This window comes from Chondromyces crocatus (assembly GCF_001189295.1).
Classification (GTDB): domain Bacteria; phylum Myxococcota_A; class Polyangia; order Polyangiales; family Polyangiaceae; genus Chondromyces; species Chondromyces crocatus.
This window is the reverse complement of record NZ_CP012159.1, coordinates 2671889-2695840: the sequence shown is the minus strand read 5'-3', so window position 1 is coordinate 2695840 and position 23952 is coordinate 2671889. Positions and strand designations below refer to the sequence as shown.

Annotated in this window: 15 protein-coding genes; 6 read left to right on the top strand and 9 right to left on the bottom strand. The window is 69.3% G+C overall.

The window, feature by feature from the left end; all coding sequences use genetic code 11:
- Window positions 1-48 precede the first annotated feature (48 nt).
- A complete protein-coding gene (locus CMC5_RS10015) occupies window positions 49-2181 on the bottom strand; it encodes a serine/threonine-protein kinase (RefSeq protein ID WP_050430188.1) in 2133 nt (710 codons plus the stop codon).
- A gap of 146 nt (window positions 2182-2327) precedes the next feature.
- Between CMC5_RS10015 and CMC5_RS10010 the strand changes: the two genes are divergently transcribed.
- The 5 genes from CMC5_RS10010 (at window position 2328) to CMC5_RS09990 (ending at window position 9057) form a co-directional block, all read left to right on the top strand.
- Window positions 2328-4838 (top strand): transglycosylase SLT domain-containing protein, encoded by a 2511-nt coding sequence (locus CMC5_RS10010; RefSeq protein ID WP_050435824.1) that lies wholly within the window; start codon window positions 2328-2330, stop codon window positions 4836-4838.
- A gap of 174 nt (window positions 4839-5012) precedes the next feature.
- Entirely contained in the window at window positions 5013-6290 is a 1278-nt protein-coding gene (locus CMC5_RS10005) for a serine/threonine-protein kinase (RefSeq protein ID WP_050430187.1), read from the top strand.
- Window positions 6287-7363 carry a dipeptidase gene (locus CMC5_RS10000; protein WP_082362362.1) on the top strand — a complete coding sequence of 359 codons (1077 nt, stop codon included), beginning with the start codon at window positions 6287-6289 and terminating at the stop codon, window positions 7361-7363. Before CMC5_RS10005 ends, CMC5_RS10000 begins: the two co-directional genes overlap by 4 nt.
- Window positions 7364-7510: 147 nt before the next feature.
- Window positions 7511-8056 carry a YkvA family protein gene (locus CMC5_RS09995; protein WP_050430186.1) on the top strand — a complete coding sequence of 182 codons (546 nt, stop codon included), beginning with the start codon at window positions 7511-7513 and terminating at the stop codon, window positions 8054-8056.
- Window positions 8053-9057, top strand: coding sequence for a metallophosphoesterase (locus CMC5_RS09990; protein ID WP_050430185.1), 1005 nt, complete (start codon window positions 8053-8055; stop codon window positions 9055-9057). Before CMC5_RS09995 ends, CMC5_RS09990 begins: the two co-directional genes overlap by 4 nt.
- Before the next feature lie 541 nt (window positions 9058-9598).
- Here the strand turns inward: CMC5_RS09990 and CMC5_RS09985 are convergent.
- The 6 genes from CMC5_RS09985 to CMC5_RS09960 form a co-directional block, all read right to left on the bottom strand.
- Window positions 9599-11641 carry a coiled-coil domain-containing protein gene (locus CMC5_RS09985; protein WP_050430184.1) on the bottom strand — a complete coding sequence of 681 codons (2043 nt, stop codon included), beginning with the start codon at window positions 11639-11641 and terminating at the stop codon, window positions 9599-9601.
- Between the two features lie 3 nt (window positions 11642-11644).
- Window positions 11645-14290: a dynamin family protein gene (locus CMC5_RS09980; protein ID WP_050430183.1), complete on the bottom strand. Its 2646-nt coding sequence runs from the start codon at window positions 14288-14290 to the stop codon at window positions 11645-11647.
- A 135-nt stretch (window positions 14291-14425) separates the two neighbouring features.
- Window positions 14426-14710 (bottom strand): hypothetical protein, encoded by a 285-nt coding sequence (locus CMC5_RS09975; RefSeq protein WP_050430182.1) that lies wholly within the window; start codon window positions 14708-14710, stop codon window positions 14426-14428.
- A 64-nt stretch (window positions 14711-14774) separates the two neighbouring features.
- Window positions 14775-15158, bottom strand: coding sequence for a hypothetical protein (locus tag CMC5_RS09970; RefSeq protein WP_050430181.1), 384 nt, complete (start codon window positions 15156-15158; stop codon window positions 14775-14777).
- Window positions 15146-15457 (bottom strand): hypothetical protein, encoded by a 312-nt coding sequence (locus CMC5_RS09965; RefSeq protein WP_050430180.1) that lies wholly within the window; start codon window positions 15455-15457, stop codon window positions 15146-15148. The genes CMC5_RS09970 and CMC5_RS09965 overlap by 13 nt, the downstream gene beginning before the upstream one ends.
- Before the next feature lie 148 nt (window positions 15458-15605).
- Entirely contained in the window at window positions 15606-18407 is a 2802-nt protein-coding gene (locus CMC5_RS09960; RefSeq protein WP_050430179.1) for a hypothetical protein, read from the bottom strand.
- Between the two features lie 455 nt (window positions 18408-18862).
- Here CMC5_RS09960 and CMC5_RS09955 point away from each other — a divergent pair, with 455 nt between their 5' ends.
- Window positions 18863-20632: a CBS domain-containing protein gene (locus CMC5_RS09955; RefSeq protein WP_050430178.1), complete on the top strand. Its 1770-nt coding sequence runs from the start codon at window positions 18863-18865 to the stop codon at window positions 20630-20632.
- Window positions 20633-20809: 177 nt separating this feature from the next.
- Here the strand turns inward: CMC5_RS09955 and CMC5_RS09950 are convergent, their stop codons facing one another.
- Window positions 20810-21013 carry a hypothetical protein gene (locus tag CMC5_RS09950; protein ID WP_050430177.1) on the bottom strand — a complete coding sequence of 68 codons (204 nt, stop codon included), beginning with the start codon at window positions 21011-21013 and terminating at the stop codon, window positions 20810-20812.
- 143 nt (window positions 21014-21156) lie between these two features.
- Window positions 21157-23613 carry a sodium-translocating pyrophosphatase gene (locus CMC5_RS09945; RefSeq protein WP_082362360.1) on the bottom strand — a complete coding sequence of 819 codons (2457 nt, stop codon included), beginning with the start codon at window positions 23611-23613 and terminating at the stop codon, window positions 21157-21159.
- Window positions 23614-23952: the final 339 nt, after the last annotated feature.

The window sequence follows — 23952 nt, the reverse complement described above, 5'->3', positions numbered from 1 at the left end:
TCGGCGCCGCTCGGACGATGCGGGCGGCGTGCGCCAGGGGTCGGGTCGTCAAAACGGTCGTTCCGGTCTCTTCGAGGGGGCGGGTGAGGGCGGTGGACGCGGCTCCGCGGTGGGCGGCGTCGGCGTGGGCATGGCCGCTGGAGCCGGCGATCTGGGCTGCGCCGTCGGGCGAGAGGTGGGTGGCCGGGTCGTGGGGAGGCGGGTGGGACTGGGGGAGCTTTCGGATCCACGCGGTGAGGGCGGGCGGGGAGCCGAGGAGGCAGCGGGGGTCACGCGGTGGCGCGGAGAGGTCGGGGTCGGGCTCGGAGTGGGGGCGCTCGCTGGCGTGATGGGAGCAGGGGCGGGGTCGCGTGGAGCGGGCTCGTGGAGCGGAGCCAGCGTGTCGGGAAGGTCGAGGACGTCGAGGCGTGCTGGGAGGTCGGCGAGGTCCTCCAGCGAGGCAGGGTGGGTTGCCACAGGAAGCGGGAGGTCGGTCGTCGCGGCGGTGTTCGCTGGATGCTGGGCAGGAGGCGCGCCCGGGAGCGCGCTCGGGTCCGGCAGGGGCGAGGTCCAGCGGGCGACGGCGCCGCTCACGAGCGCGGAGGAGACGAGCGTGAGCACGGTCGATGTCATGCGCGGCAGGCGGCGGGGGCGAGGGGGCGTGAGGGACGCGCCGTCGAGCGGTGGGAGCTGGCTCGGAGGCGTCGAGGACGCGCGGGGCTGGCGGAGGACGGGGGAGGTCGTGCGGGTGGCCCATCCCGGGCGGGTGGCGTCGGTGAAGAGAGGCGGCTCGGTCTGGGCAGGTGAGGGCGCGAAGAGCTCGGTCACCACGGCGGGCTTGCGAGGGGTCTTCACGGTCCGCGGCGGTGACGGGCCTCCGTGCCGGGAGTCCGCGTACCAGGGCGCCTGCACCGCCTCGCGTACCGCTTCGACGCAGAGGGGAGCGGTGCCCCGAGGTCCCACGGGACGAGGGGATGCAGCGACGAGGACCTTGGCCGAGGGCACCTGTCCGGGGACTTCGAGGGCGGGCCCCGTCACGGGAGGTCGGTAAACGCTCCGCGCGCGCCCGCTCTCGGGGATCGAGGGCTCCCCCGGCCGCGCGTCGAGGTGCAGCCTCCCTGCAGCGACGTCGTCCCGGAGCCGCGCAGCGGTCGACAGGAGGGCCTGAGCGAAGTCGCTCATGGTCAGGAAGCGATCGTCGGGATTCTTGGCGGTCGCGCGGCGGATGAGGGCGTCCAGGTACGGGGGGAGGCCGAGCCGCTCGACGAGCGGCGCCGGGTAGGCGTTGAACTGGCAGAGGGTCAAGCGTCGCTGGTCGTGGAGCGCGTCCCTGAAGGGGTGATCGCCGACGAGCAGCTCCCACAACACGAGGCCCAGGGCATAGACGTCGAAACGAGCGTCAGCCTCGCTCCCGAACAGGTGCTCGGGGGACATGTACGCCGCAGTCCCGAGGCGCACGTTGGGCTCCGTCGTGCGCATCTCGTAGGGGACGACCTTGGCGATCGAGAAGTCGATCACCTTGACCTCGTGGAGGCGGGTGAAGAACAGGTTCTCCGGCTTCACGTCGCGGTGGATGATCTGGTTCTCGTGGGCCGCATCGAGGCCCCAGGCCGCCTCGGTGACCACCCACAGGGCGAAGAGCGGTGAGAGTCGGCCCTGGCGCGTGAGGAGATCGGCGAGCGTGCAGCCGTCGAGGAACTCCATGAGGATCCAGGTCATCCCGGTGGGCTCGCAGCCGATGTCGAGCACCTCCACGACGTTGGCGTGCTTCAAGCCGTAGGTGCCTTCGGCCTCGGCGAGGCTGCGCTCGAGCTTCCGGGCGTTCTGCCGGTCGGCGAGATGCATGACCTTGATGGCACAGCGCTGGCCGCTGACGCGGTGGCGGCACTCGTAGACCTGTCCCGAGTAACCAGCGGCGAGGAAGCGCACGATGTCGAGCTGGTGGAAGGTGTCGCCGACCTGGAAGACGCGGTCGTCGGCCGAAGCGGGAGGCTCCGGGGGTGGGCGCTCACTCGGGATGAGCGGGCGGATCGGCGATGTGCTGCGCGGTCCAGCGCTGATCGGCGGCGCTTCCGTACTCGCCGGCAGGGTAGAACCAGCGGTCGCTAAGGCCGTCTCGTGCGCTGCTGGTGTCTCGCACGCCGTTGCCGTGATCTTCGCGTCATCGTCCGCTCTCCGGTCCGCTGCACCGGGCTCTTGCATGCTCGCGTCTCGACCCTCCAGGGATGAGTCGGTGCGCCTGGAGAAAACTGCCCCGGATTCAGGGGATGTCGGGCATGAACCCGCTCGGTCCCGCGTTCTTCAGGCAAAAGCTAGAGCTCCTACGAATCCAGGGTATCCTCCGCCGCATGATCCGCCTGAACGTCCGCTCCCGCACTGCCGTGATGGCCCTCGTCGCCACGGTCGGCATCGGGTGTGCGCACACGCATGTCGGACCGAGCGCGAACGCCCCGTCTGCCAAGGCCACGGAACTCGCGGCCGGCGCGCCGATGACGCCGGCGCCGCCGCCCAACCCCATCGTCCCTGGAACGGCAGGCGAGGCGCCCGGGTTCGATCCGTCGCAGATCAGTCAGGTCCTCGCGGACCCGCGGCTGAGCGCTGTGCAGGCGGCGGTGGAGCGCGGGGCGTACGTCGAGGCGGCGAAAGAACTCACGGCGAAGGTCACGGCAGTCCCGCTGCCTCCGGCCGAGGAGCTGACGACGTGGCTGTTCCAGCTCGGGCGACTGCGGGCGCTCGCGGGGGATCCGCTCGGCGCGGCGAAGGCGTATCAGGCCTCGGCGGACGCAGCACTCCAGGGAACGCTCGCGGGGTACGCACGCTATCAGGCTGCCACACTGCTCGGTCGCGCGGGCGAGGCGGAGGCGGCGCTGGGACAGGCGGCGCTGGTGCCGCCTGGGCTCGCGATCGAGCGGGATCTGGAGACCACGGTGGCCGCGGCGCTCGCGCAGAAGGGCGACATCGAGAAGGCGGCGACCACGTGGCGGTCGCACCTCGCGCGCTCTCCGCGGCCGCCGGGCTGGATCCAGACCACGCTGCGGTTCGCGCGGGCGCTGCTGGCGCATCCGAGCGAGGCGCACGCCGAAGAGGCGGCGCGGCTCGCGCGGCGCGTGCTCGACGAGGCTCCGGGCGGGGCGGGGGCGGGCGAGGCGAAGGAGATCGAGACGCAGGCGCTGTCGAGCCTGCCCTTCCCCAAGCGACGCCCGCTGGAGACGCCAGGTCTCGATGCACTGGCCACTCGCGCGAAGGCGCTGGCCGGCGCGAGGCGCGGCAAGGAGGCGCTCGCCACGGCGGATGCGCTGCTCAAGGCGCTCTCGGCGCCCGGGTCGGCGCTGGCGAGCGGGCCTTCGGAGGTGGCGTGCGCGGGGACCGATGCGCGAGCGCAAGCGCTGGAGCTGCTGAAGCGCAAGGCCGAGGCGTCGGAGGCGTACGGGGTGGCGATCGAGCGGTGCGCAGGGCAGCCCGGCGCGCCGGAGCTGCTGTACCGCGCTGGGCGGGCGGCGATGCGCGGGGGGAACCAGCAGGAGGCGCTGCGGCGCTTCGCGCTGCTGGAGCAGGATCATCCGCGGCATCGGCTGGCAGACGATGCGCGCTACCACGGGGCGCGCACGGCGAAGGAGAGCGGCGACGAGGCGAAGTTCGCGCAGATGATCCTCACCATGGCCGACGCCTACCCCGAGGGGGACATGGTGGCCGATGGGCTCTTCGAGCTCGCGCTGATGCACATGGAGCGCGCGGAGTGGGCACCGGCGATGATCCCGCTGCGCAAGGCGCTGGAGCGCTTTCCCCGGGAGCGGGCCTACCACGCGGCAGGGCGGCTGCCGTACTACCTCGCCCGCACGCGGAACGAGCTGGGGGATCGGGCGGGCGCTGTCGCGCTCTACACGCAGGTGATCCGCGAGTATCCGCTCACCTTTTACATGGCGCTCGCCCACGCGCGCCTGAGCGAGCTGGACGCGAACGCGGCGAACGAGGCGCTCACCGAGGCGCTGGCGCGCGACGAGCGGGACGTCGGGCCTTCGCTGGTGCCGCGCAGCACGGCCTTTGCCGAACCGGCGTTCGCGCGCGCGGTGGCGCTGTCCCAGCAGGGGGAGCTCAAGCTGGCGCGCGGGGAGCTGGACATGCTCGGGCTGAGCGCACGCACCGCCGCGCCCGAGCTGCTCTGGGCGTCGGCCTACCTCCTCGCTGCGTCCGGAGGTTCGGTGGAGGCACACGGGATCCTGCGCTCGGCGATGAATGGTCCGCGCCCTGGCCGCGTGGAGATCGGGGAGTGGCTCGACCACTACCCGACCGGGGCTTGGCGCTCGGCGTGGGAGCTCGCGTTCCCGCGTCCCTTCGCGAGCGCCGTGACGACCGAGGCGCAGCGCTTCGGGATCCCCGAGGCGCTGGCACACGCCATCATGCGCGAGGAGTCGGCCTTCGATCCGCGGGCGGCCTCCAGCGCCTCGGCTTACGGGCTGATGCAGCTCATCGTTCCCACAGCGAAGAGCATGGCGAAGTCGCTGGGGCTGCCCTACGACGCGGAGGCGCTGAAGCGCCCGGAGGTGAACATCGCGCTCGGCTGCAAGTACCTGTCGGTGCTGCGCAACCAGTTCTCCGACAACCCGCTGCTCGCGATCCCCGGCTACAACGCCGGCGGTGGTGCACCGAAGCGCTGGATCGCGGAGCGCCCCGATCAGAGCTTCGATCTGTGGGTGGAGCGCATCCCTTACGAGGAGACGCGCCTCTACACGAAGCGGGTCATCACCAGCATGGCGGCCTACGAACACCTCTACGCGCGCGACCAAGCCGGGGAGGCGCTGCGCATCCCGCTGCCCGCGAGCCCGACCGCACGGTCCGCAGTGGCCAGCGCGATGCCGTAGCTTCGCGGCGGCCCCATTCACGAAGCCTCCGGACATACGCGACCGTCGGGTCACCCCGAGATCGTCACCCAGCCCCCCAGCAACCTCGTCTCGGCGCTCACCTCTCGCCGCACCGAGTCGCGGCCAGGGGGCTCCAGGTGATCCTCTAGGTGCGCCTCGACGAGCTTTGATACAGTGCGCCGCGTGTTCAACCCGACGAGCCCCGCACAACAGCTCGTAGGCGCTGTCCTCAACAGCCGCTGGCGGCTCGCGCGCCTGGTCGGCGAGGGCGGGATGGGCGCGGTCTACGAGGCCGACGGTGTTCGGGGCGAGGGCAAGCGCGCCATCAAGATCCTGCACCCCGAGTTCTCGGAGGACGAGCAGATCCTGCAGCGCTTCTTCACGGAAGCCCAGGCGATGCAGGCGCTCTCCCACCCGAACATCGCCGCCGCACAGGAGGCCGCGCGCGCGGAGGACGGGACGCCCTACCTGGTGATGGAGCTGCTGCAGGGGGCCTCGCTCGGTGCGTACCTGGAGCAGGGCACGCCGATGGCCCCGCAGCAGACCGTGGCGCTCGTGGTCGAGGTGCTCCAGGCGCTCGCGATGGCCCACGCCCGCGGGATCGTTCACCGCGATCTGAAGCCCGACAACCTGTTCCTCGTCCGCGATCCCCACGGCAACCTCCACGCGAAGGTCCTCGACTTCGGGATCGCGAAGGTGATGGACGCGGCGGGCGGCATGGGCTCGAAGACGCGGACGGGCGTGCTGCTGGGCACGCCGGGCTACATGAGCCCCGAGCAGATCAAGAACTCGAAGGGCGTCGATGCGCGCAGCGATCTCTGGTCGATGGGGATCATCCTGTACGAGATGCTCACCTGCCAGACGCCGTACCCCGCGGACAATGAATTCGGGCGGCTCACGGTGGTGCTCACGAACGATGCGCGCCCCATCGAGCAGGTGGCGCCGCATCTGTCGGCCTGGGCGCCCTTCTTCCGGCGTGCGCTGGCCAAGGAGGCGTCGCAACGCTTCCAGTCCGCCGAGGAGATGGCGCAAGCGCTGCTGGCCATGGTCCGCCCGGCAAGCATGGCGCCGCCACCCCTCGACCGCGGGCCGTCGATGCCGATCCCGATGCAGTCGCCAGCAGCGGCGCACGCTCAGGCTCACGTCCAGGCGCACGCTCAGCGGTACTCGTCGGTGGCGCCCACCGCCGTCGTGCCTGGCCTCGCCCAGCCCAGCTACGTCCCGCCGCAGCCGGTGGTCACGCTGCCGAGCGGCGCAGGTCCGGTACCGACGCACGTGAGCGGGCAGATGGCACCCGGCGCGCACGGGTACTCGATGGCGCCGCCCGTCGTGCAGGTCATCAGCCCGACGAGCGCGCAGCCCACGGCCGGGTTTCCCTTGTGGGTGGTGATCGTCGTGGGAGTCGCCGGCCTGGGCCTGGGCTTCTTGCTCGGGGCACTGGTGGCAGGATGAGCCGCCGGGGGACGCGGGCTGGCGCGGCCCTGGTCGCGCTGCTCGCGGTGGGCGTCGTGTCGCCCGGTGGTGGTGCGGCCGGAGAGGCCGAGCCCCCGATCCTGGTGGTCGATCTGCACGTGGACATCCCGTACCAGGTCCACTTCAAGGGCCGCGCGCCCGGCTTGCCCGTGGGTCACGCCACCCCGAAGACGCTGAAGGCCGGCGGCTACGGCGGGATCATCCTGCCGATCTACATCCCCGACAAGGCCCGCCCCACGGGGCCGATCATCGAGGACGCCGACGCCATCCTCGCGACCATCGAGGCCATCGTCCGCGAGACCCCGGCCTTCTTGCCCCTCGACGCCCGCCAGGCCGTCCCGGGCCGGGTCAGCACGTTCCTGTCCATCGAGGGCGCCGGCGCCTTCGCCGACGACATCACCCAGATCGATCGCTTCATCGACCGCGGGGTGCGCCTCATCAGCCCGGCCCACGCGAGCAACACGCGGCTCTCCGCTGCAGCCACGGGCAAGCGCGTGAGCCACGGCCTGACCGAGCTCGGCAAGCAGTTCTGCGAGCGGGTCTATGCACACGGCGCCTTGATCGACGTCTCGCACCTGTCGGACGCCGCATTCGCCGATCTCGTCCCCATCGCCCGCGCACACGGCGCCCCCCTCGTGGCCACGCACTCGAACGCGCGCGCGGTGGCCGCCCATCCGCGCAACCTGACCGACGAGCAGCTCCGCGAGATCGCGCGCAGCGGCGGTGTCACCGGCCTGAACTTCCACGCCTTCTTCGTCACGGGTGAGCGCGAGGCGACGCTCGACGACGTGGTGAAACAGCTCGACCACATGGTGAAGGTCGCCGGCCTCGATCACGTGGCCATCGGCTCGGATTACGATGGCGGGATCACCGTCCCCTCCGGCCTCGAAGACGCCGCCGCGCTGCCCGCGCTCGCCAGAAAGCTGCGCGCCCGCGGGATGCCTCGCGAGGACGTGCTCAAGATCTTCTCGCTCAACGCGCTGCGGGTGCTCGGCTGGCGTCCAGCCCACTCCCCCACGACGTCTCCTGCGACCCAGGTCCCCTCCCCCTGAAGCAGAATCCCGCCCTGAAGCAGGCTCCCGCCCTGAAGCAGGCTCCTTCGGCGCCGAAGCGGGCGCCTGGGAGGGCAGCCCAGCCGGCCCTCGCTGGACGCGGCCGCTCGGGTGCGACTAGTCTTCGCCGTCCCGCAGGAGATTCCCATGACCGAGTTCCAGACGCGCTGCCTCGACACGTTCCCTGACTGGCTCCGCACCCTCGCCTCCGATGCCCTGGAACTCGGCGAGCTGCTCTCCAGCGCAGAGGTCGCCGAGCCAGCACGCCGCCACGTCGCCGGCAGCCTGAATTACCTCTTCAAGTCCCTGGACCTCATCCCCGACGGCATCGAAGACCTCGGCTTCCTCGACGACGCCTTCGTGCTGCGGGTCGCGGCCTCCCTCTCCCTCGAGGCGAGCCCCGAAGCGGGTCAACGCGCCGCCGTGCTGTCCCGCCTCTCCGGCGACACCAAGCTGATCGCCGAGCTGCTCGGCAAGGATTACCCGCGGCTCGTGAACTACGTGAAGAGCCTGGGCCGGAGCGCCGCCCGCGGCCGCACCGTCGACGAGATCCTGAGCGACGAGACCATCCGGTCGAGTTTTCTGCACGAAGTCCACGGCTGGTCGCTGAGCTACGCGGCTCCGTCCTTCGGGCGCGACGAGAAGAACCTGATCAAGCTCACCGCCTTCCTCTCCGCGAAGCTCCCGTCTTGATCCGCACCGCAGCACGCCTTTCCCTGCTCTGTGCGCTGGCCTTGCTGGGCTGCGACAGCGATCGGCGCGCGCCCGCGGCCTCCCCCAAGCCGAGCGTCACCCCGCAACCAGCGTCGTCCGCCTCCGCCGCTCCCCCACCGGCCGAAGACCGCAGCGCCTTCGCTCTCCCCGCAGTCCCCCGCCTGATCGCCCTCGGCGATCTCCACGGCGACCTGGCCGCGACCCGCGCCGCCCTTCGCCTGGCAGGCGCCATCGACGACAAGGATCACTGGATCGGCGGCACCCTCACCCTCGTGCAGAACGGCGATCAGGTCGATCGCGGCGATCACGACCGCGCAATCCTCGATCTGTTCGAGCGCCTCGCCGAAGAAGCCCGCGCCGCCGGCGGCGCCGTTCACGCACTGAACGGCAACCACGAGCTGATGAACGCACAGGGCGACCTGCGCTACGTCACCGAAGGCGCCTTCCGTGACTTCGAGGGGATCGGCGGCCTCGACCTGTCGCACCCGCGCCTCTCCATGATGCCCCCCATGGCCCGCGCCCGCGCCGCCGCCTTCATGCCAGGCGGCCCTTACGCCCGGAAAATCGCCGATCGCAAGGTCATCCTGATGGTCGGAGACACCGTCTTCGTCCACGCTGGCGTGCTCCCCGCCCACGTTCGCTACGGCATCGGCAAGATGAACCGCGAGACCTCCGCCTGGCTCGAAGGTCAATCCGCCTCCCCTCCCGCTGCCGTGCTCGCCGAAGACGGCCCCGTGTGGACCCGTCGCTACGGCGGCAAGGACCTCGGCCCCGACGACTGCGAAGTGCTCGGTCGCGCCCTCGAGGGCCTCGGCGCCAAGCGGATGGTCATCGGTCACACGGTCCACAAGGAGGGCATCGCCCCTGGTTGCGATGGGCGCGTGTGGCGCGTCGACGTGGGCATGTCGGCCTACTACGGCGGTCGTCCCGCCGTCCTCGAGATCGCCGGCGAGACGGTCACCCCGATCAAGTCCCCCTGACGCCTCCCAAGGGGCACCGAGCGGGGTGTATCGCTCTGCGGCGTGGTTCCCCCGTGCGAGTCGCGCCTTGTAGAAGGCTCGACGTGACTGGAAGAGAAGAGCCAAGACTGTGAGGGGTGGGTGACCTGCGGGCCGGCGCTCCGGCGCACGGGGCCCCCCACGCCGCAGAGCGATACACCCCGCTCGGCGCCTGTTTAGCCAGCGTGGATGGTTGTTCGTCCACATCCGGCGAGGCTCTGTCGGTCGTCAGGTTGGACGCCCGGAAAGCCCGGCCCTTCAGTGGCGAGGACGTCGAGTTCTGAGGGGAAGCTGCGTGGACGAGGGGGCGCTCGGGGGGGACGGGGTTCGGGGGGGCCCCGCCGACTCTGAGCACCGGCCCTCAGATCACCCACCCCTCACGGTCTTGCCTCCCACCTCCCCGCCGAGTCGAGCCCCCTACCAGGTGCGAATCGGCGGGAGGACCCGAGCCCCGTCCCCCCCGAGCGCCCCCTCGTTCACGCTGCGCTGGGCCCCGCAGAACCTCGAACGGACCGAGGAGCCCTCAACCCCAGGCAGCTTTGCAGGCGCCGACGGCCATGTCGCAGAACTCTCGCTGGATCTGTGACAGCGCAGCCTCCTGGGCCAACAGCTCTGGATCCAGCTCGTGCAGCAGCGTCTCGACGATCGGTGCCACCTTCTCGCCGTGCTCGCGGACGACCTGGGAGGTCGCTGGACCCGTCTCGGCTGGGGTCAGCAAGGCCGCGCGGGCAGGAGCGATGAAGGCTGGCTCGACGCCGCCCAGGGCCTTCTCCAGGCTCCCCAGCACCTCGCTCACGTGCTGCTGCGCTGCCGTGCGCCGCTCGGTGGCGAGGCGTTGCAGCGCGGCTTCTCGGCCCTGGGTCGCGGCGACCTGAGCGCTCTGCAGACGGGCTTGGGCGTGCTGTCGCTCCTGCTCGATCTGCTTGAGGCGGGTCAGAAGGCGGACGTTCTCTTCTTTCTGGCGGCGGCTCTCGCCGCGCAGACGCTCCACGCGCTCGGCGAGGTCGCGGCGCACCTGCTTCCGCTCTTCGAGGGCGCGCTGGGCGTCGACGGGGGTCGTGCCGCGAGGGGGACGGGCGGCGCCCAGGCGGGCGGCGAGTTCGGCGAGGGTGGCTTGCTGGGCTTCCAGCTTGGCGCGCACGTCGGAGAGGGTCCGCTCGACGAGGGCCATCTGCGCGCTCTCGGTCTGCACCTGCACCGAGATGGCGGACAGATCGATCTTGAGCTGGTTCAGCATGCTCTGACGCTGGCTGTAGATGCCGCGCAGCTCTGCGACGCGGGCTTCCAGGGAGGCCACGCGGGCGCGCCACTCGTCCTTGCCGAAGAGCACGGGCTCGCTCTTCTGGGTCGAGGTCAGGTCTTCCTGCACCTCGTTGATCTCCTGGGCGCGGCCTTTCAGCTCTTCTTCGAGGGTCGTGATCGACGCCTCCACACGGCGGTGGCGTTGCCACACCTCGCCGCTGCTGTGGACGCGATCGGCCTTCTGGCGCTCGTAGCCGGCGATGGCACCTTCCAGGGCGGCGGCTTGTTCCTCGGCGACGGTGTGGTCGAGGGCGGTGGCGGCCACCTGGATCTCGGCTTCGGTGTCCACGTCGCGCGACAGGGCGGCGGCGATCTCGGCTTCCACGCGGGTCAGGACGGCGGCGATTTCGGTCTGAGCGCGGCCGAGGGCCCGCTCTTCTTCCGCCAGGGAGCGCAGCAGCGCCTCGGCTTGACCCAGCTCGGGGGCGTCGGCGGGGGGGAGAGAAAGAAGCTCGGCGGGGATCTCGGGGACGAGGGGCAGACGCTCGGGCCAGGAAGAGGGCACCTCGGCGCTCACGAACTCGTAGAGCACCTCGATGGCCTTGCGGAGGAAGGGGAGGCAGGTCTGGTAGACCTGATCGACCTTCGCGACGTAGCGGCGGTAGTCCTCGGCGGCGCTCTCGGCGTGGCCCAGATCGGGCAAGTGGACGGCGCGCACGGCTTCGCTGGTCTGACGCGCACGCAGGACGACCATCTCGGCGAGCGGGCCGAAGGTGGTGAGGCGCTCGCGCTGCGCCGCTTCGGAGGCGCTCGCTTCGGCCTCGCCGAGGCGGGTCGCAGTGGTCTGGGACAGCTCGGGCAGCCTCGCCAGGTCGGCGAGCCGGGCGCGCAGAAGGACGATCTCGTTGCGGGCGGCAGAGACGAGCGACTGCACCCGCGACAGGTTCTCGTTGTCGACGCCCTGAAAGCTGAACCTGCCCACGACCTCGTAGATGTCGGTCAGGCCCGTCAGGCGCTCGGGGTCTTCGGGTTGCCACAGCTCTCCCAGCGCAGCCGGTGCGTACGGGAGGGGGGCGCCCTCGGTCCCCGGGAGCGCGTCCGAGGAAGAGGCGTCAGGAGGAGCTTCTGCCGCTTCGGCGAGGGCCTGACTCTCGAGGGGTGACAGCGGCTCGCCAAAGGGTGCCAGTGCGACCTGCATGGCCGCGCGCGCGTCGCCGAGCTTTCGCCATGCGGCGAGGATCTTCTGGCTCACCGCCAGATAGAACCGCACATAGCTGGCGAGGGCGGTCAGCTCGTAGGCGGACGAGGAGAGCGGCGACGTCACGCGTCATGCTCCCGCGTGGGCGGGCACGCCCTGGGTCTGAGCGACAGGGGAGGCGCCGAGGCGCGCGCCGCCGAACAGCTCCTCGAGGGCGTCGATGTCGGCGCGGGCGCGCTCCTTCTCTGCTTCGAGGGCGGCGAAGCGGTGCGGCCAGATCCGCGTGCACTCGCTCCGCACCCAGCGCCGCAGGGACTGCTCCCCCTCGCGGTCCAGCCACGAGTCATGCACGGTGCGCACAGCCTCCTCGTGGTACTTCTGGAGCCCTCGGGGGTGCTTCGCGAGCGCTTCCAGGAAGTCGCAGATCCGCTCCACGTCGACCCGCACCCGAGCGAGCATCTTGGACCAGTCGCGCAGTGCTGCTGCCGGATTCACGGGGGCGGCGAGCGGAGGCGCGGCGGACACGCCGGGCGCGCTGGGGGCAGCGGTCGCCTGGCCAGGTGCCGCGGGCCTCGGAGTCGCGATGGCCGGACCGCCGGTCGGGAAGCCGAAGCCCTGGGCCTCCTGCTTCTCCTCGCCGAATCCGAGCTTCGCTTTCACTTGCCCCAGCATGCCCGGGTTGCCAGCAGCGCCTGGTGCCGCTGCCGCGTTGCTCTGGGCCGTCGCCACCGCGGAGCCGCTGCCTTGCGCCTTGTCGGCGATGGTCATCCCGAAGAACTGCTCCAGACCGCGCATCTCCCGCTCGCGCAGATCCCGGTCTCCGGCGTCGGTGGCATCGAGGATGTCCACGATTTGCCGGGCGAAGTAGCGAGACAGCACCTCGAAGGCCACATCGGCCTTCGCCATCTCGTTGTTCTGGTAGCGCACCACGCTCTCGGACACGTGCCCGGCCCGACCCAGCGCGTCGATGCGCGAGATCAGCAGGTTCCCCGAGGGCAGGAGCACATCCAGGCGCCCGCTGTCGTAGGACGAGCTCACGAACATCTCGCGCAGCATCTTCTCGACGCTCTCGCGCGCGGTGTTCCGGAAGTCCTCGCCCAGGCCGGCGATCCTGGCGGCCACGCGCTCGCGCATCTGCTTGCGCATCTCGATCTCGACGGCGGTCTCGTTCATCAGGCCCGGACTCGGCATCTGCCGCCGCTTCGCCTCGGCCTCCGCGGGCGTCAGCCGCCGCAACAGGTCCTCGCGGATCTGCTGGATGCGCGCATCCGCGCGCGCGGCGCGGGCGAGTCGCTCGGGCTCGCTCATCTCGTGATCCATGAAGGCGCTCAGGCGCTGTCGGATCTCCGGCAGCAGGCCCACCGGGTCTTCACCGGCCTGGACGTGCTCCCAGAGCTGATCGAAGGTCTGCTCCGAGCGCCGCTCGAACTCCCGATCGCTGAGGCCGTCCTTCACGCTCACCAGCGCGCCACGGAGCTGCGCCTCCATCTCGCTGAACTCGGTCGCGACCTGACCCATCACCTTGCGATCCAGCGCCTCGACGTCGCTGGACAGGTAGCGCTCGATGGCCGCCTTGAGCTGATCCAGTCCGTTCACGGGCCGCGTCGCGCTGAAGAAGTCCATCACCTGGCGCGCCACCGGGTGCTCTGCGCTCACGCCCTGGTGGACCCATACCTTCGAGTAGGGGAACACGCGGTCGACCCCCTGCTCCTTGAAGTTTCGGGCCGCCAGCGCCCAGTGCCAGTTGCCATTCTCATCGGGGTGATCGAACAGATCCACCTTGGTGAGCACGACGAACATCCGGTCCTTGAGCGAGATGCTCCGGTCGGCGGACTGGGCAGTGCGCAGGAGATCCAGCTCGGTGCGCACCAGCGAAGGGCGCGTCACGTCCTTCACGAAGATGGTCACGTCCACCTCGTGGGTCAGCGCCTCCTCCGTGTCACGGCGTGCCTTGTCGCTCGGGGCGTCGATGCCCGGCAGATCCATCAGGACCACCCCGGGCATCGCGCCTTCCACCGGGATGGTCACCGTCACCAGCTTCACCGCGCGCACGCCGGGATAGGGCCGGTTGCCATTCCGCGTGTCCTTCAGCGCGATGTACGGCCGGATCTGCTCCGCCAGCTCGTCGATGGTCGATGCAGTGATCTTGGTCGGCGCGCGGTTCAGCCGCGCCTTGATCTCTCCCAGCGTGGCGGCGATCTCGGTCAGCTCCGAGAGGGCGGCCTGCTCGCGGCGCCCGGCGCGATCCGGATCGTCGACGTCGTAGCCCTCACGCTCGCGGAAGGCCCCCTTCAGCCGCTGGATCTCGGCCTGAGAGAGCCCCTGCCAGCGCTCCACACTCCCTGGCTCCAGCGCATCGAAGTAGCTCTGGATGCGCGCCTTGAACTCGTCCTCGGGGTAGTACGTGACGATTGCCGAGAACTCGCCTTCTTCGCCCGGCTCGACGACCGTCGTGCTCCAGGTGCAGCGCTCGGCCTCGCTGGGCAGGAGCTTCTCGCTCTTCAGCCAGGCGGAGAGGAAGGCGCTCTTGCCCTGCTTCTCCAGCCCCACGACCCCGATCTTCACCACACCCTTCGCGAGCCGCTTCTCCCGGTCGAGTGCTCGCCCGCGGAGGTTTTCCAGCTTGCCGCGCAGCTGCTGCAGCAGACGACCGTTGTCACTCTCGGGGGGGAAATAGCTCGCGAACCTGTCGCAGAGCTGGCGATAGCGGAGAATCTTGTCAGCGATGGCCCGCAGTTCTGCGGCCTTCTGCTTGCGGCTCTCGGGGCTCCACATGCCGGCTTACCTCGCGGGCACGGTAACGCGCGAGACGCCGAAGCGGGAAGACCCAAGTACACCGTCCCGGACTGCCGAGCCGGAGCGATTCAGTCGAACCGCGCCGTCACCGGGAACGAGGCGACGGAGCCGACTTCAGCCCAGGCGGTACTCCAGAAAATCGAGCAGGTCGAAGAGCTTGTCGCTGAGAGGCGTGTCGGAGCGGAAGCTGTCCCGGATCTGATCGCACGCATCCGTGAACGACTTGAGCTGCGCGGGCGTGATCTTCTTCCCCTGCCTGGCCCACTGGATGGACTCGGTCATCACGCCCTTGGATCGGACCAGCAACGTGTTGTTCGGTTGCTCGCTCAGACGGCGATCGAGCCTCATGACGATGTTGTTCATGATGATCTCGAACTCACCGGACGACTGGACCGCCATGGGGGGCAGTCTAGTCACCGCCTCGCGCCTCTGGCAAGCGGCCGCGCGATCGACGAGAAGCAAATCAGAAGCCGATCGGGTACTCCGAGAAGAGCCTTGCCATACCGTCCGAGCGATCGTGGACACAGACCTCGGCCTCGGCAAGCTCCCGAAAGCAGACCGCCAGAGAGAAATCGCCTCGACGGCAGGAGTACTCGTCGAAGACACACTCTTCGAGATCGTCCCACTCGTCGCCACAGTCGTAGATCGCGGCCTTGTCGAGCGCGGCCTGCGTGTTCGTGAGACACTCGTCGTACTGGTTGTCGTTGCAGCCCGAACAGTCGCAGACGAGATCGCAGTAAGACGCAGCGGCCCCACCACAGGCTGCCGGGAGCGTGCCCAGCATGGTCATGAGAAGCAGTGCCTTGAGCTTGTTCATCACCGTCTCTCCGCGCTTCAGTTCACGCACAGGTTCACGTCCGTCAGGTCTCGGTTGCAGCGAGCGTCGTGCGTGTAGACACGTGCTCGGCAGTGGGACTCTTCTTCCACGCAGGTGAAAGCTCGGTCCCAGTCATCGTCGCAGCCATAGATGGATGCGATCTCCTCCTGCCGCTCCAGCTCGATGATGCAGGCCTCGATGTCCGCGTCATTCCCGCGCTGGCAGTCCATCATTTCCTCGCAGAAGGCGCTGTACCCCCTGCCGCACCCGACCCCCGTCGAGACGAGCAGCAACGCGAGGGAGCCCAGCTTCAGTCCCAGGAGCTTCATCCGTGTAGTCCTCCGAACCCTACTGAACCTTGGTTTACCAAGGTACACGTCACGCGATCGGGAGTTAGCACGAAATCTTCCCGCCGAGCAGACCTGCGACATCGCGCTACCCGGTGGTCACCCGCGTCGCTGGTCGCTCAGGTCCCCCTCACCGCGTCAGCTTCGCGAGGCTCACCAGGCTGCGCGCGGGCTCCTGCCCCTCGCGCTCCAGGTGCAGCACCACCTCGTCGGGCGATGCCACGCACACGTAGAGCCGGCCCACCGCGCCCGGAGGGAGCCCCGTGGGGACCATGAGCAACCTCGGATCGCTGGACGTCATCCGGTTCGGCTCGTACTCCTTCGCCGCCCGCAGCGGGGTCTTCGCGTCCCAGCGTCCGAAATCGATGTAGTGCTCTCCCAGCACCGAGGGATCGCTGACCTTCGTCCCCATCGGCACGATGGCCTTGAACTTGGGCGGAAACCCTCGCAGATCGCCGAGGAAGTAACTGAAACCCTGGCTCCGCCGCACCAGCAGCACCTCGTGGTTGGCGATCTTAAGGGCGCCCAGAGAGACCGCCGTCTTCGGCGTCACGCCCACGATGGACACCCCTCGCTCCGTACGTGGCTGCGTCTCGTAGAGCACCACCTGGGAGAACGGCTCGTTCGACTCGGGCCGCCACACCTTGAGGTCGGCGATCCCCAGCTCGTCGGCGAGCGCGCGCTCCACGTAGCGGCTGCGCGACGAGTTGCCGGCGAGCAGGATCACCACGCCCTGATCGAGGAAGTCACCACGCCCCGATGACCCCCCGTCCACCGCGCCGAACGGGGCGATGGCCAGCATGTTCTTCATGAGCTTCACGCCCTCGCGAATCCGGGCGCGCAGGTGGTCGCGCAGCTCCGCCGTGAGCGGCTCCAGCGCGCCGCCGAACGACTCCACCGCGACCTCGCTGCCGTCGAGCCTCGCCGCGACGAGGCCGGGCGCCTTGCTCGGGGCCATGTCGGGGCCGAACTTCACCTGTTCGAGGTTCAGCTCTCGCTCGAAGCGGTAGCGGTTCTGCCGCGCGGCGAGGCTCCGCTTGTACAGGTGCGGCTTGTTGGCCAGGTTGTTGGGCGGGACGGTCTGGGGCCGCATCATCGGCACCTCCTTCTGCTCCATCTCCCGCAGCGCGACGTCGCTCTGATGCGAGAGCCACGTCAACTCATGGGTCAGGTAGTCGCCGCCGAGATGATCGTCTCCCCCCGTCTGCAAGGTCTCGATCACCGTGGAGGTGCCGTGCTGCTCCTGCTCCTCGGACGTGGCGGGGCGGAAGCGACCGCAGGCGATGTCCAGTGTGCCACCGCCGAAGTCGAATACGGCGAACCGCAGCTCGCCGAAGCGCTCGATCAGCGGCTCGAGCGCCGGGTGGGCGGCCAGCTCGGGGCAGACCTCGGCCGCGAAGGCCTCGGGCTCGCTGGCGCTCATCGAGACGCTCACCTCCTCGGCGGGAATCCCCTCCGGGATGCTGAGCAGGAGGCCCTGGCGGATCTCTTCCTCCAGAATGGCGCGCGCACGCTCGTCGAACTTCGCCGGGTGGGTGAGCCGGTACTGGAGGTACACGTCCTGACCTGGCCGGTTGATGGCGCGTCCGAGCAGGTAAGCGTAAGCGCGGACCAGCGCCCGGACCCGCACCTCGTCGAGCAGGAAGTCGCGCTGGCGCTCGCGATCCCGGAGCTGCGGTGACTGATCCAGACCGATCACGCGCTCGGGGAGCCCCTTCAGCTCACCGACCACGGCGCTGGGGAAATGCGCCAGCGCCTCGTACGCCGCGTGGCTGCCACGCACGACCCGCACGAGGTCGGGAAAGCGCAGCGGCGCCCCCCCCTCAGGGGGCGTCTGAACGCGCGCCATCTCCGACCAGAGCCGCTCGTGGTCCTCGATCAGCAGGTAGGCCGGGTTCTCGGCAGGCTTCGCCGTCCCCGCGCTCGACGTCCCGAGCCGCAGCAGGGAGCGGTAGCCCTTCTGGTACAGCGCGGCCACGGTCGCGGTCGTCCCGAAGTCGATCCCCACTGCGGAGAGGCGCTGGAACGTGCGCAGCAGCGGCCGCGGGTCCCGCAGCCGCACCGGCAGCTCTGCGGACCACGCGCACACGACCGCGTGCTGCTGCGGCTGCCCACCCGGACGCGCCGCGGGCTCGGTGAACGTGAGGGCGTGCTGGGCGACGACGTCGAGCGGCACATCCCGCCCCTCCTCCGGGATCGGTCCCAGGTCGGGGTTCGAGGTGTCGAGCGACAGCTCCGTCGTCGTGTACCGACCTGCGAGCACGCCGCGGCGCCCGGGGTCTTCGACCACCACGTCGGTCGCGTCCCCCTGCCGGAGAAACCTGTGTGTCACCTGCGTGGGGCGCCCATCCAGCGAGTAGTGCGACGGAGAGGCCTCCGACCACGCCGCGAGCAGCCGCAAGCGCACACGCCCCGTCCCTACCCAGAGCCCCTCTTCGGGGTTCTGGAGATCGAACAGCCGCCGCTCCGGCGCATCCACGAGCAGCGCATCCGTCACGTCCAGGAGGTCGAGCGACGAGACCATCGGCCCCGGCGCCGCGAGGGCAGGCAGGCGCAGGTGCGCGATCGGCACGCTGCGCGCCGGGTGCCGCACGAGGAGCGACAGCGTTCGCGCGCCTCCAGGACCGCGATCCAGAAGCGATAGAGGCACGGCAAGCTCGAGCGAGAACGAGCGTCGCCCGGGCTCGGCGGCGCTCTGCGTCCCTTCGGACAGCGAGGCCGCCACGGACTCGCTCAGCCGGACACCATCGAGTTCCAGCGCCGCGCTGAAGGGCTCCTCGCAGACCCCAGCGCAGCGAACCAGCAGCTCGCCGCCTGCGACCCAGCCATCGAAGGCGGGGAGGACGATCTCCTGCGCCGCGGTGACTTGACGCGCGGGACGTAGCTCCATCCGGACGCCGCTCGGCGCGGTCCGTCGAAGGAGGATCGCCATCTCATCCACCCGGAGGCGCGGGCGCACGATGCGAGAGGGCGACGGTGCAGCGGCGGAGGAGGAGGGCTGAGGGGTATCCATGGCGACGTGGGGGCTCACCGGACGGCGTTGCAGAGCCCTTCGTGTATCGCCCAGTTGGGGTCGAAACACCAGTCGTGCGCGTCTCGGACGGCGCCTACGGCCCGAGCGCCGTTCTTCCTCGTGCATGGACACAACCTTCTCGCCGAGGCGGGCACCGCGGCATCGCGCGCGTCGCCATGCGAGCGCCGCACACCACGGCGGCCTCCATGCGCTCCGGACACCTTTTTACCGGGGGATCATGACAGCGAAACAGCGATCACTCCGAGAGAGCTCTCCCGGATTCCGTTCTACGGATGAGCCCACGTAAGGGCGAACGAGCGGCGCGGCTCGCCGTCTGCGCGGATCGCTCGCGACGAAGCAAGGAGGGAAGGTTCATGCGGTTGCGTGAGGTCATGGCGACGAAGGTGGAGTGGGTCAGTCCCGACACCACCGTCGAGGAGGCAGCGCAGCGGATGAAGCGCCTCGATGTAGGGGCACTCCCCGTATGCGAAGACGGGCGGCTCATCGGCATGCTGACGGACCGCGACATCGTCGTCCGAGGCGTCTCCGCGGGCTACGACATGCCCAGGGCGACCGTGGGCCAGCTCGCGAGCCGTGAACTGCTCGTGGGGCACGAGGAGCAGCACGTCGACGAGGCCATCCGCATGATGGAGTCGCGCCGCGTGCGGCGGCTGCCGATCGTGGACGCGGAGCGGCGGCTCGTCGGCATCGTGACCGTGGCGGACCTGGCAGCCCAGGCGCAGAAGGGCGAGCACGCCGCGCGCATCGTCGCGATCGCGGCGCACCCTCGTGAGACGGCGGAGAAGCACCTGCACCACGAACCGGAGCAGGAGCGCCCGCGTCACGAGCATCGAACAGAAGACGTCGACCCCGCCGAGCGGCGGGGGCGCGGAGTGTCCAGCGACAACCGAGGAGAAGGCACCATGGCGGATCGGTACGGGATGGGGCGTCACGACGAGCGATCTTGGCGGGGCCGGGAGGACGAGCGGCGCGGTGGCATGGGGGGCCGTGACTACGAGACGAGCCAGCATCGCGGGTACGGCGATCGGGACATGGACTCCCCTCGTGGAGGGCGCGAGCACGAGCGTGGCACCGGGCGCGATTACGATGAGCTACAGCGCGTGTCGTACAGCCGCGACTACGATCGTCACCTGCGCGGCCACGGTGAGCCTGGGCCCTACGGCCAGCAGCGCGGCTTCGAGCAAGGCGGCTTCGGGCGCGGCCAGCGTGGCTTCGAGCAGGGACACCAGCGCAGCTTCGGCGGCGAGCACGGCTGGGAGTCGCGGCGCGGTCACCACGACGAGGGCCGCATGGGATACCGCGGCGGGCGTGCCTGGGACGAGGAGCACGAACGAAGACCCATGTACGGCGAAGGCATGATGGGCCGTGGCTACGGTGGCCAGGAGTCTCGGATGTACGGCAACGAGCGTGGCTATGGCGAGCGTGGCTATGGCGGCGAAGGTCGCTCCTACGAACCAGGTGGCGGCGGCATGGGTCACATGGGCCATCAAGGCTGGGAGCACGAGGGCCACATGGGCCATCAAGGCTGGGAGCATCAGGGGCGCTCCGAAGGCGGGATGGGCCCGATGGGTTGGGAACGCGAACGCATGGGCTCCATGGGCTCCATGGGCTGGGATCAGCAGGGCCGCATGGGCCACATGGGCCACATGGGTCCCATCGGCCACATGGGATGGGAGCACGAGCGCATGGGCTCCATGGGTCAGCCCGGAAGCGAGTACCAGGGTCGCTTCCAGGGCGGCATGGGCAATGGCGGCTTCGGCATGCAGCAGGGCATGAAGCGCGGCCCCAAGGGCTACAAGCGCTCGGACGATCGGATTCGCGAGGAGATCTGTGATCGGCTCACGGTCCACCCGATCATCGACTCCAGCGACGTCGAGGTGAAGGTGCAGAGCGGCGAGGTGTCGCTCTCGGGCACGGTCGCCGAGCGGCGCCACAAGCATCTCATCGAGCAGCTCGCCGAGGCGATCTCCGGCGTGAACGAGGTGCGCAACGAGATCCGCGTCAAGCGCAACGAGACCTCCATGGAGTCCCGTGGCCAGGAGACGCAGCGGGGCACGAGCGAGTCCTCGATGCCTGGCAAGCCGCCGATGGCGCAGGCCTCTCAGGGTCGCAACGCCTCCTGATCGCTGTCGACGTCCTGTGAGCGCCCGGTCCGGGGCCTGCGTCAGCGCGGCCTTCGACCGGGCGTACGCTCGTCTGGACCCTCACGCCACGCTCCACGCTCCACGCACCTCACCCGACGAGCCAGCAACGCCACGCTCCAGCCAGCGTGGGGCTGTTCCGGTCAGCGAACCTGCGCCTCAATCGGAGTCGTCGTCCGAGATGATCGCGTCTTCGCCGAATCGCGCGTGGGCCTCCAGGATCTCCTTGTCGGAAAGCCATGCCCGATCGCACGTCTCCAGCGGAGCGACCTGATACACCTCGCGACGCTCGTTGCTGTGACCGTCTTCCAGAACCCGGATCACCTCGTGGTGAAAGCCGCAGGCAGGGCATAGGGCGCGCATCGGTGAGGACTATAGCCTCCGGGGCAGATTGGAGCAGCTCTCCCCGAACGCAAAAAACGAACGCCCACCCGTGCCTTCATGGCTTTCCGGATGGGCGTCCAAGCTCGCCGGATTGCGGCGATCAGACGATGCCGATCAGACGATCAGGCGACGGCCTTGCCGGCCTCCGGCTTCTCGCCCGACGTGATTCGCATCGAGTAGAAGGACCGGTACACGAACACCGCCGAGAGCACGAAGAACACCGCTGCGAGCACGGTGCTCGTGGTCTTGTCGATCTCGATCGCCAGCTCCACGGCCAGCAGGCCGAAGAGCGTGGTGAACTTGATGACGGGGTTCATCGCGACGGACGACGTGTCCTTGAAGGGGTCGCCCACGGTGTCACCCACGACGGTGGCCGCGTGCAGCTCGGTTCCCTTCTCCTTCAGCTCGACCTCGACCAGCTTCTTCGCGTTGTCCCAGGCGCCGCCGGCATTGGCCATGAAGATCGCCTGGTACAACCCGAACATGGCGATGCTGATCAGGTAGCCGATGAAGAAGAACGGCTCGAGGCAGGCGAACGCCAGCGTCGAGAAGAACACGCCGAGGAAGATGTTGATCATCCCCCGCTGAGCATAGAGCGTGCAGATCTCGACGACCTTCTTGCTGTCGGCGATGGAGGCCTTCTCCACGCCATCGAGCTTGATGTTCGCCTTGATGAACTCCACCGCGCGGTACGCACCCGTGGACACCGCCTGCGTCGAGGCGCCGGTGAACCAGTAGATGATCGCGCCGCCGGTGAGCAGCCCGAGCAGGAAGGGCGGGTGCAGCATCGACAGCTTGTCGAGGTTCGTCGTCAGCTTGTCGGTGAGCACCACGATGATCGAGAAGATCAGGGTGGTCGCGCCGACGACCGCGGTGCCGATGAGCACCGGCTTCGCCGTCGCCTTGAAGGTGTTGCCCGCGCCGTCGTTCTCCTCGAGGAAGTGCTTCGCCTTCTCGAACGCCGGGGTGAAGCCGAACTCCTTCTTGATCTCGTTCTCGACGTCGGGCACCTGCTCGATGAGGCTGAGCTCGTAGACCGACTGCGCGTTGTCCGTCACCGGACCGTACGAGTCGACCGCGATGGTGACCGGCCCCATGCCGAGGAAGCCGAACGCCACCAGGCCGAATGCGAACACGCTCTCGGCCTTCATCAGCGCCTCCAGGCCCATGCCGGCGACCTGGTACGAGATGCCCATGAGGACGACGAGCACGATGCCCATCCAGTAGGCGCTGAAGTTACCGGCCGTGAGACCGGACAGCACGTTCAGCGAAGCGCCACCCTCGCGGGAGGCCGTCACCACCTCGCGGACGTGCCGCGACTCGGTCGACGTGAAGACCTTGATCAGCTCGGGGATGATCGCGCCGGCCAGCGTGCCGCAGGTGATGATGGTGCTGAGCTTCCACCAGAGCGAGCTGTCGCCGCCGAGGGCGGGGATCATCACCATCGAGACGGCGTAGGTGAGACCGACCGACACGATCGAGGTGATCCACACCAGGCGGGTGAGGGGCGCCTCGAAGTTCATCTTGTCGGCGTCGGCGTAGGACGCCTTCGCCATCGTCTCGTTGATCCAGTACGAGGCGATGCTCGCCACGACCATCACGATGCGCATGACGAAGATCCAGACCAGGAGCTGGACCTGCACCCGCGGATCGGGGACGGCGAGGAGGATGAAGGTGATGAGCGCGACGCCGGTGACGCCGTAGGTCTCGAAGCCGTCGGCGCTGGGTCCGACCGAGTCGCCCGCGTTGTCGCCGGTGCAGTCCGCGATGACGCCCGGGTTACGCGCGTCGTCTTCCTTGATGTTGAAGACGATCTTCATCAGATCGGAGCCGATGTCCGCGATCTTGGTGAAGATACCGCCCGCGATGCGGAGCGCCGACGCGCCCAGCGACTCGCCGATGGCGAAGCCGATGAAACACGGACCGGCGTAGTCGGCGGGGATGAAGAGAAGGATCATCAGCATGATCAGCAGCTCGGTGCTGATCAGCACGGCCCCGATGCTCATCCCGGCCTTGAGCGGGATGGCGTAGGCCGGGAAGGGCTTGCCCTTCAGGGCGGCGAAGGCCGTCCGGGAGTTTGCGAACGTGTTGATGCGCATCCCGAACCAGGCGACCCCGCAGCTCCCTGCGATGCCGACGAGGCTGGCCAGGAGGACGATGACGACCTTGCCAGCCTCCATGTGCCGGAGAACGCCGAAGTAGAAGGCGATGATCGCCCCGATCAGCAGCTCGAGGACGAGGATGAACTTCACCTGCGTCAGCAGGTAGGTCTTGCAGGTCTCGTAGATCAGCTCCGAGATCTCCCGCATCGAGCGGTGCACAGGCAGCTTGTTGAGCTGCATGTAGATGCTGATCCCGAAGATGAACCCGAGCGCGCAGACGCCCATGCCCCCGAAGAGCAGGGTACGACCATCGATACCGGCGAAGCTCTGCGAGCTGAGATCCGGCAGAACCAGATCGGCCTCGCTCGCCAGCGCCACCTTGCCGCTGAGGAAAAACACGAAGGCCGCGAGTACGGCCAGCGCGGGAGCGAGCCACTGACGGCGCTGCGCTCCACGCAATGAGGGTACAACAACCATGAGACGGTGTGCCTCCATCCAACAAGGACGGGGAGCGCCCGCGCGGTCCCCGCCGCCGACATCCCAGGCGGCTGGCCGACTTCGCCATGCCGCGTGATGCGAGGGGTTGGCCGTCTGCGAAAGGGGAAACTCTAACGCCGACGCTTCAGCACAGCCTCGCCCCTGGCAACCCTCGGCTTGTGCAGCCCACGGCCCCCAGGGCGTGCGCTAGCTACCATGCCGCTGTCAGGCCGTCGAGAGTTAGGCTCAGCCGTAGATTCAAATGCTTAGGTCGTGCGGCAGCTAGCGAGACCCGGCTCCGAAGGCGGCAGCGATCAGGTGACGCGACCCACGCAGAAT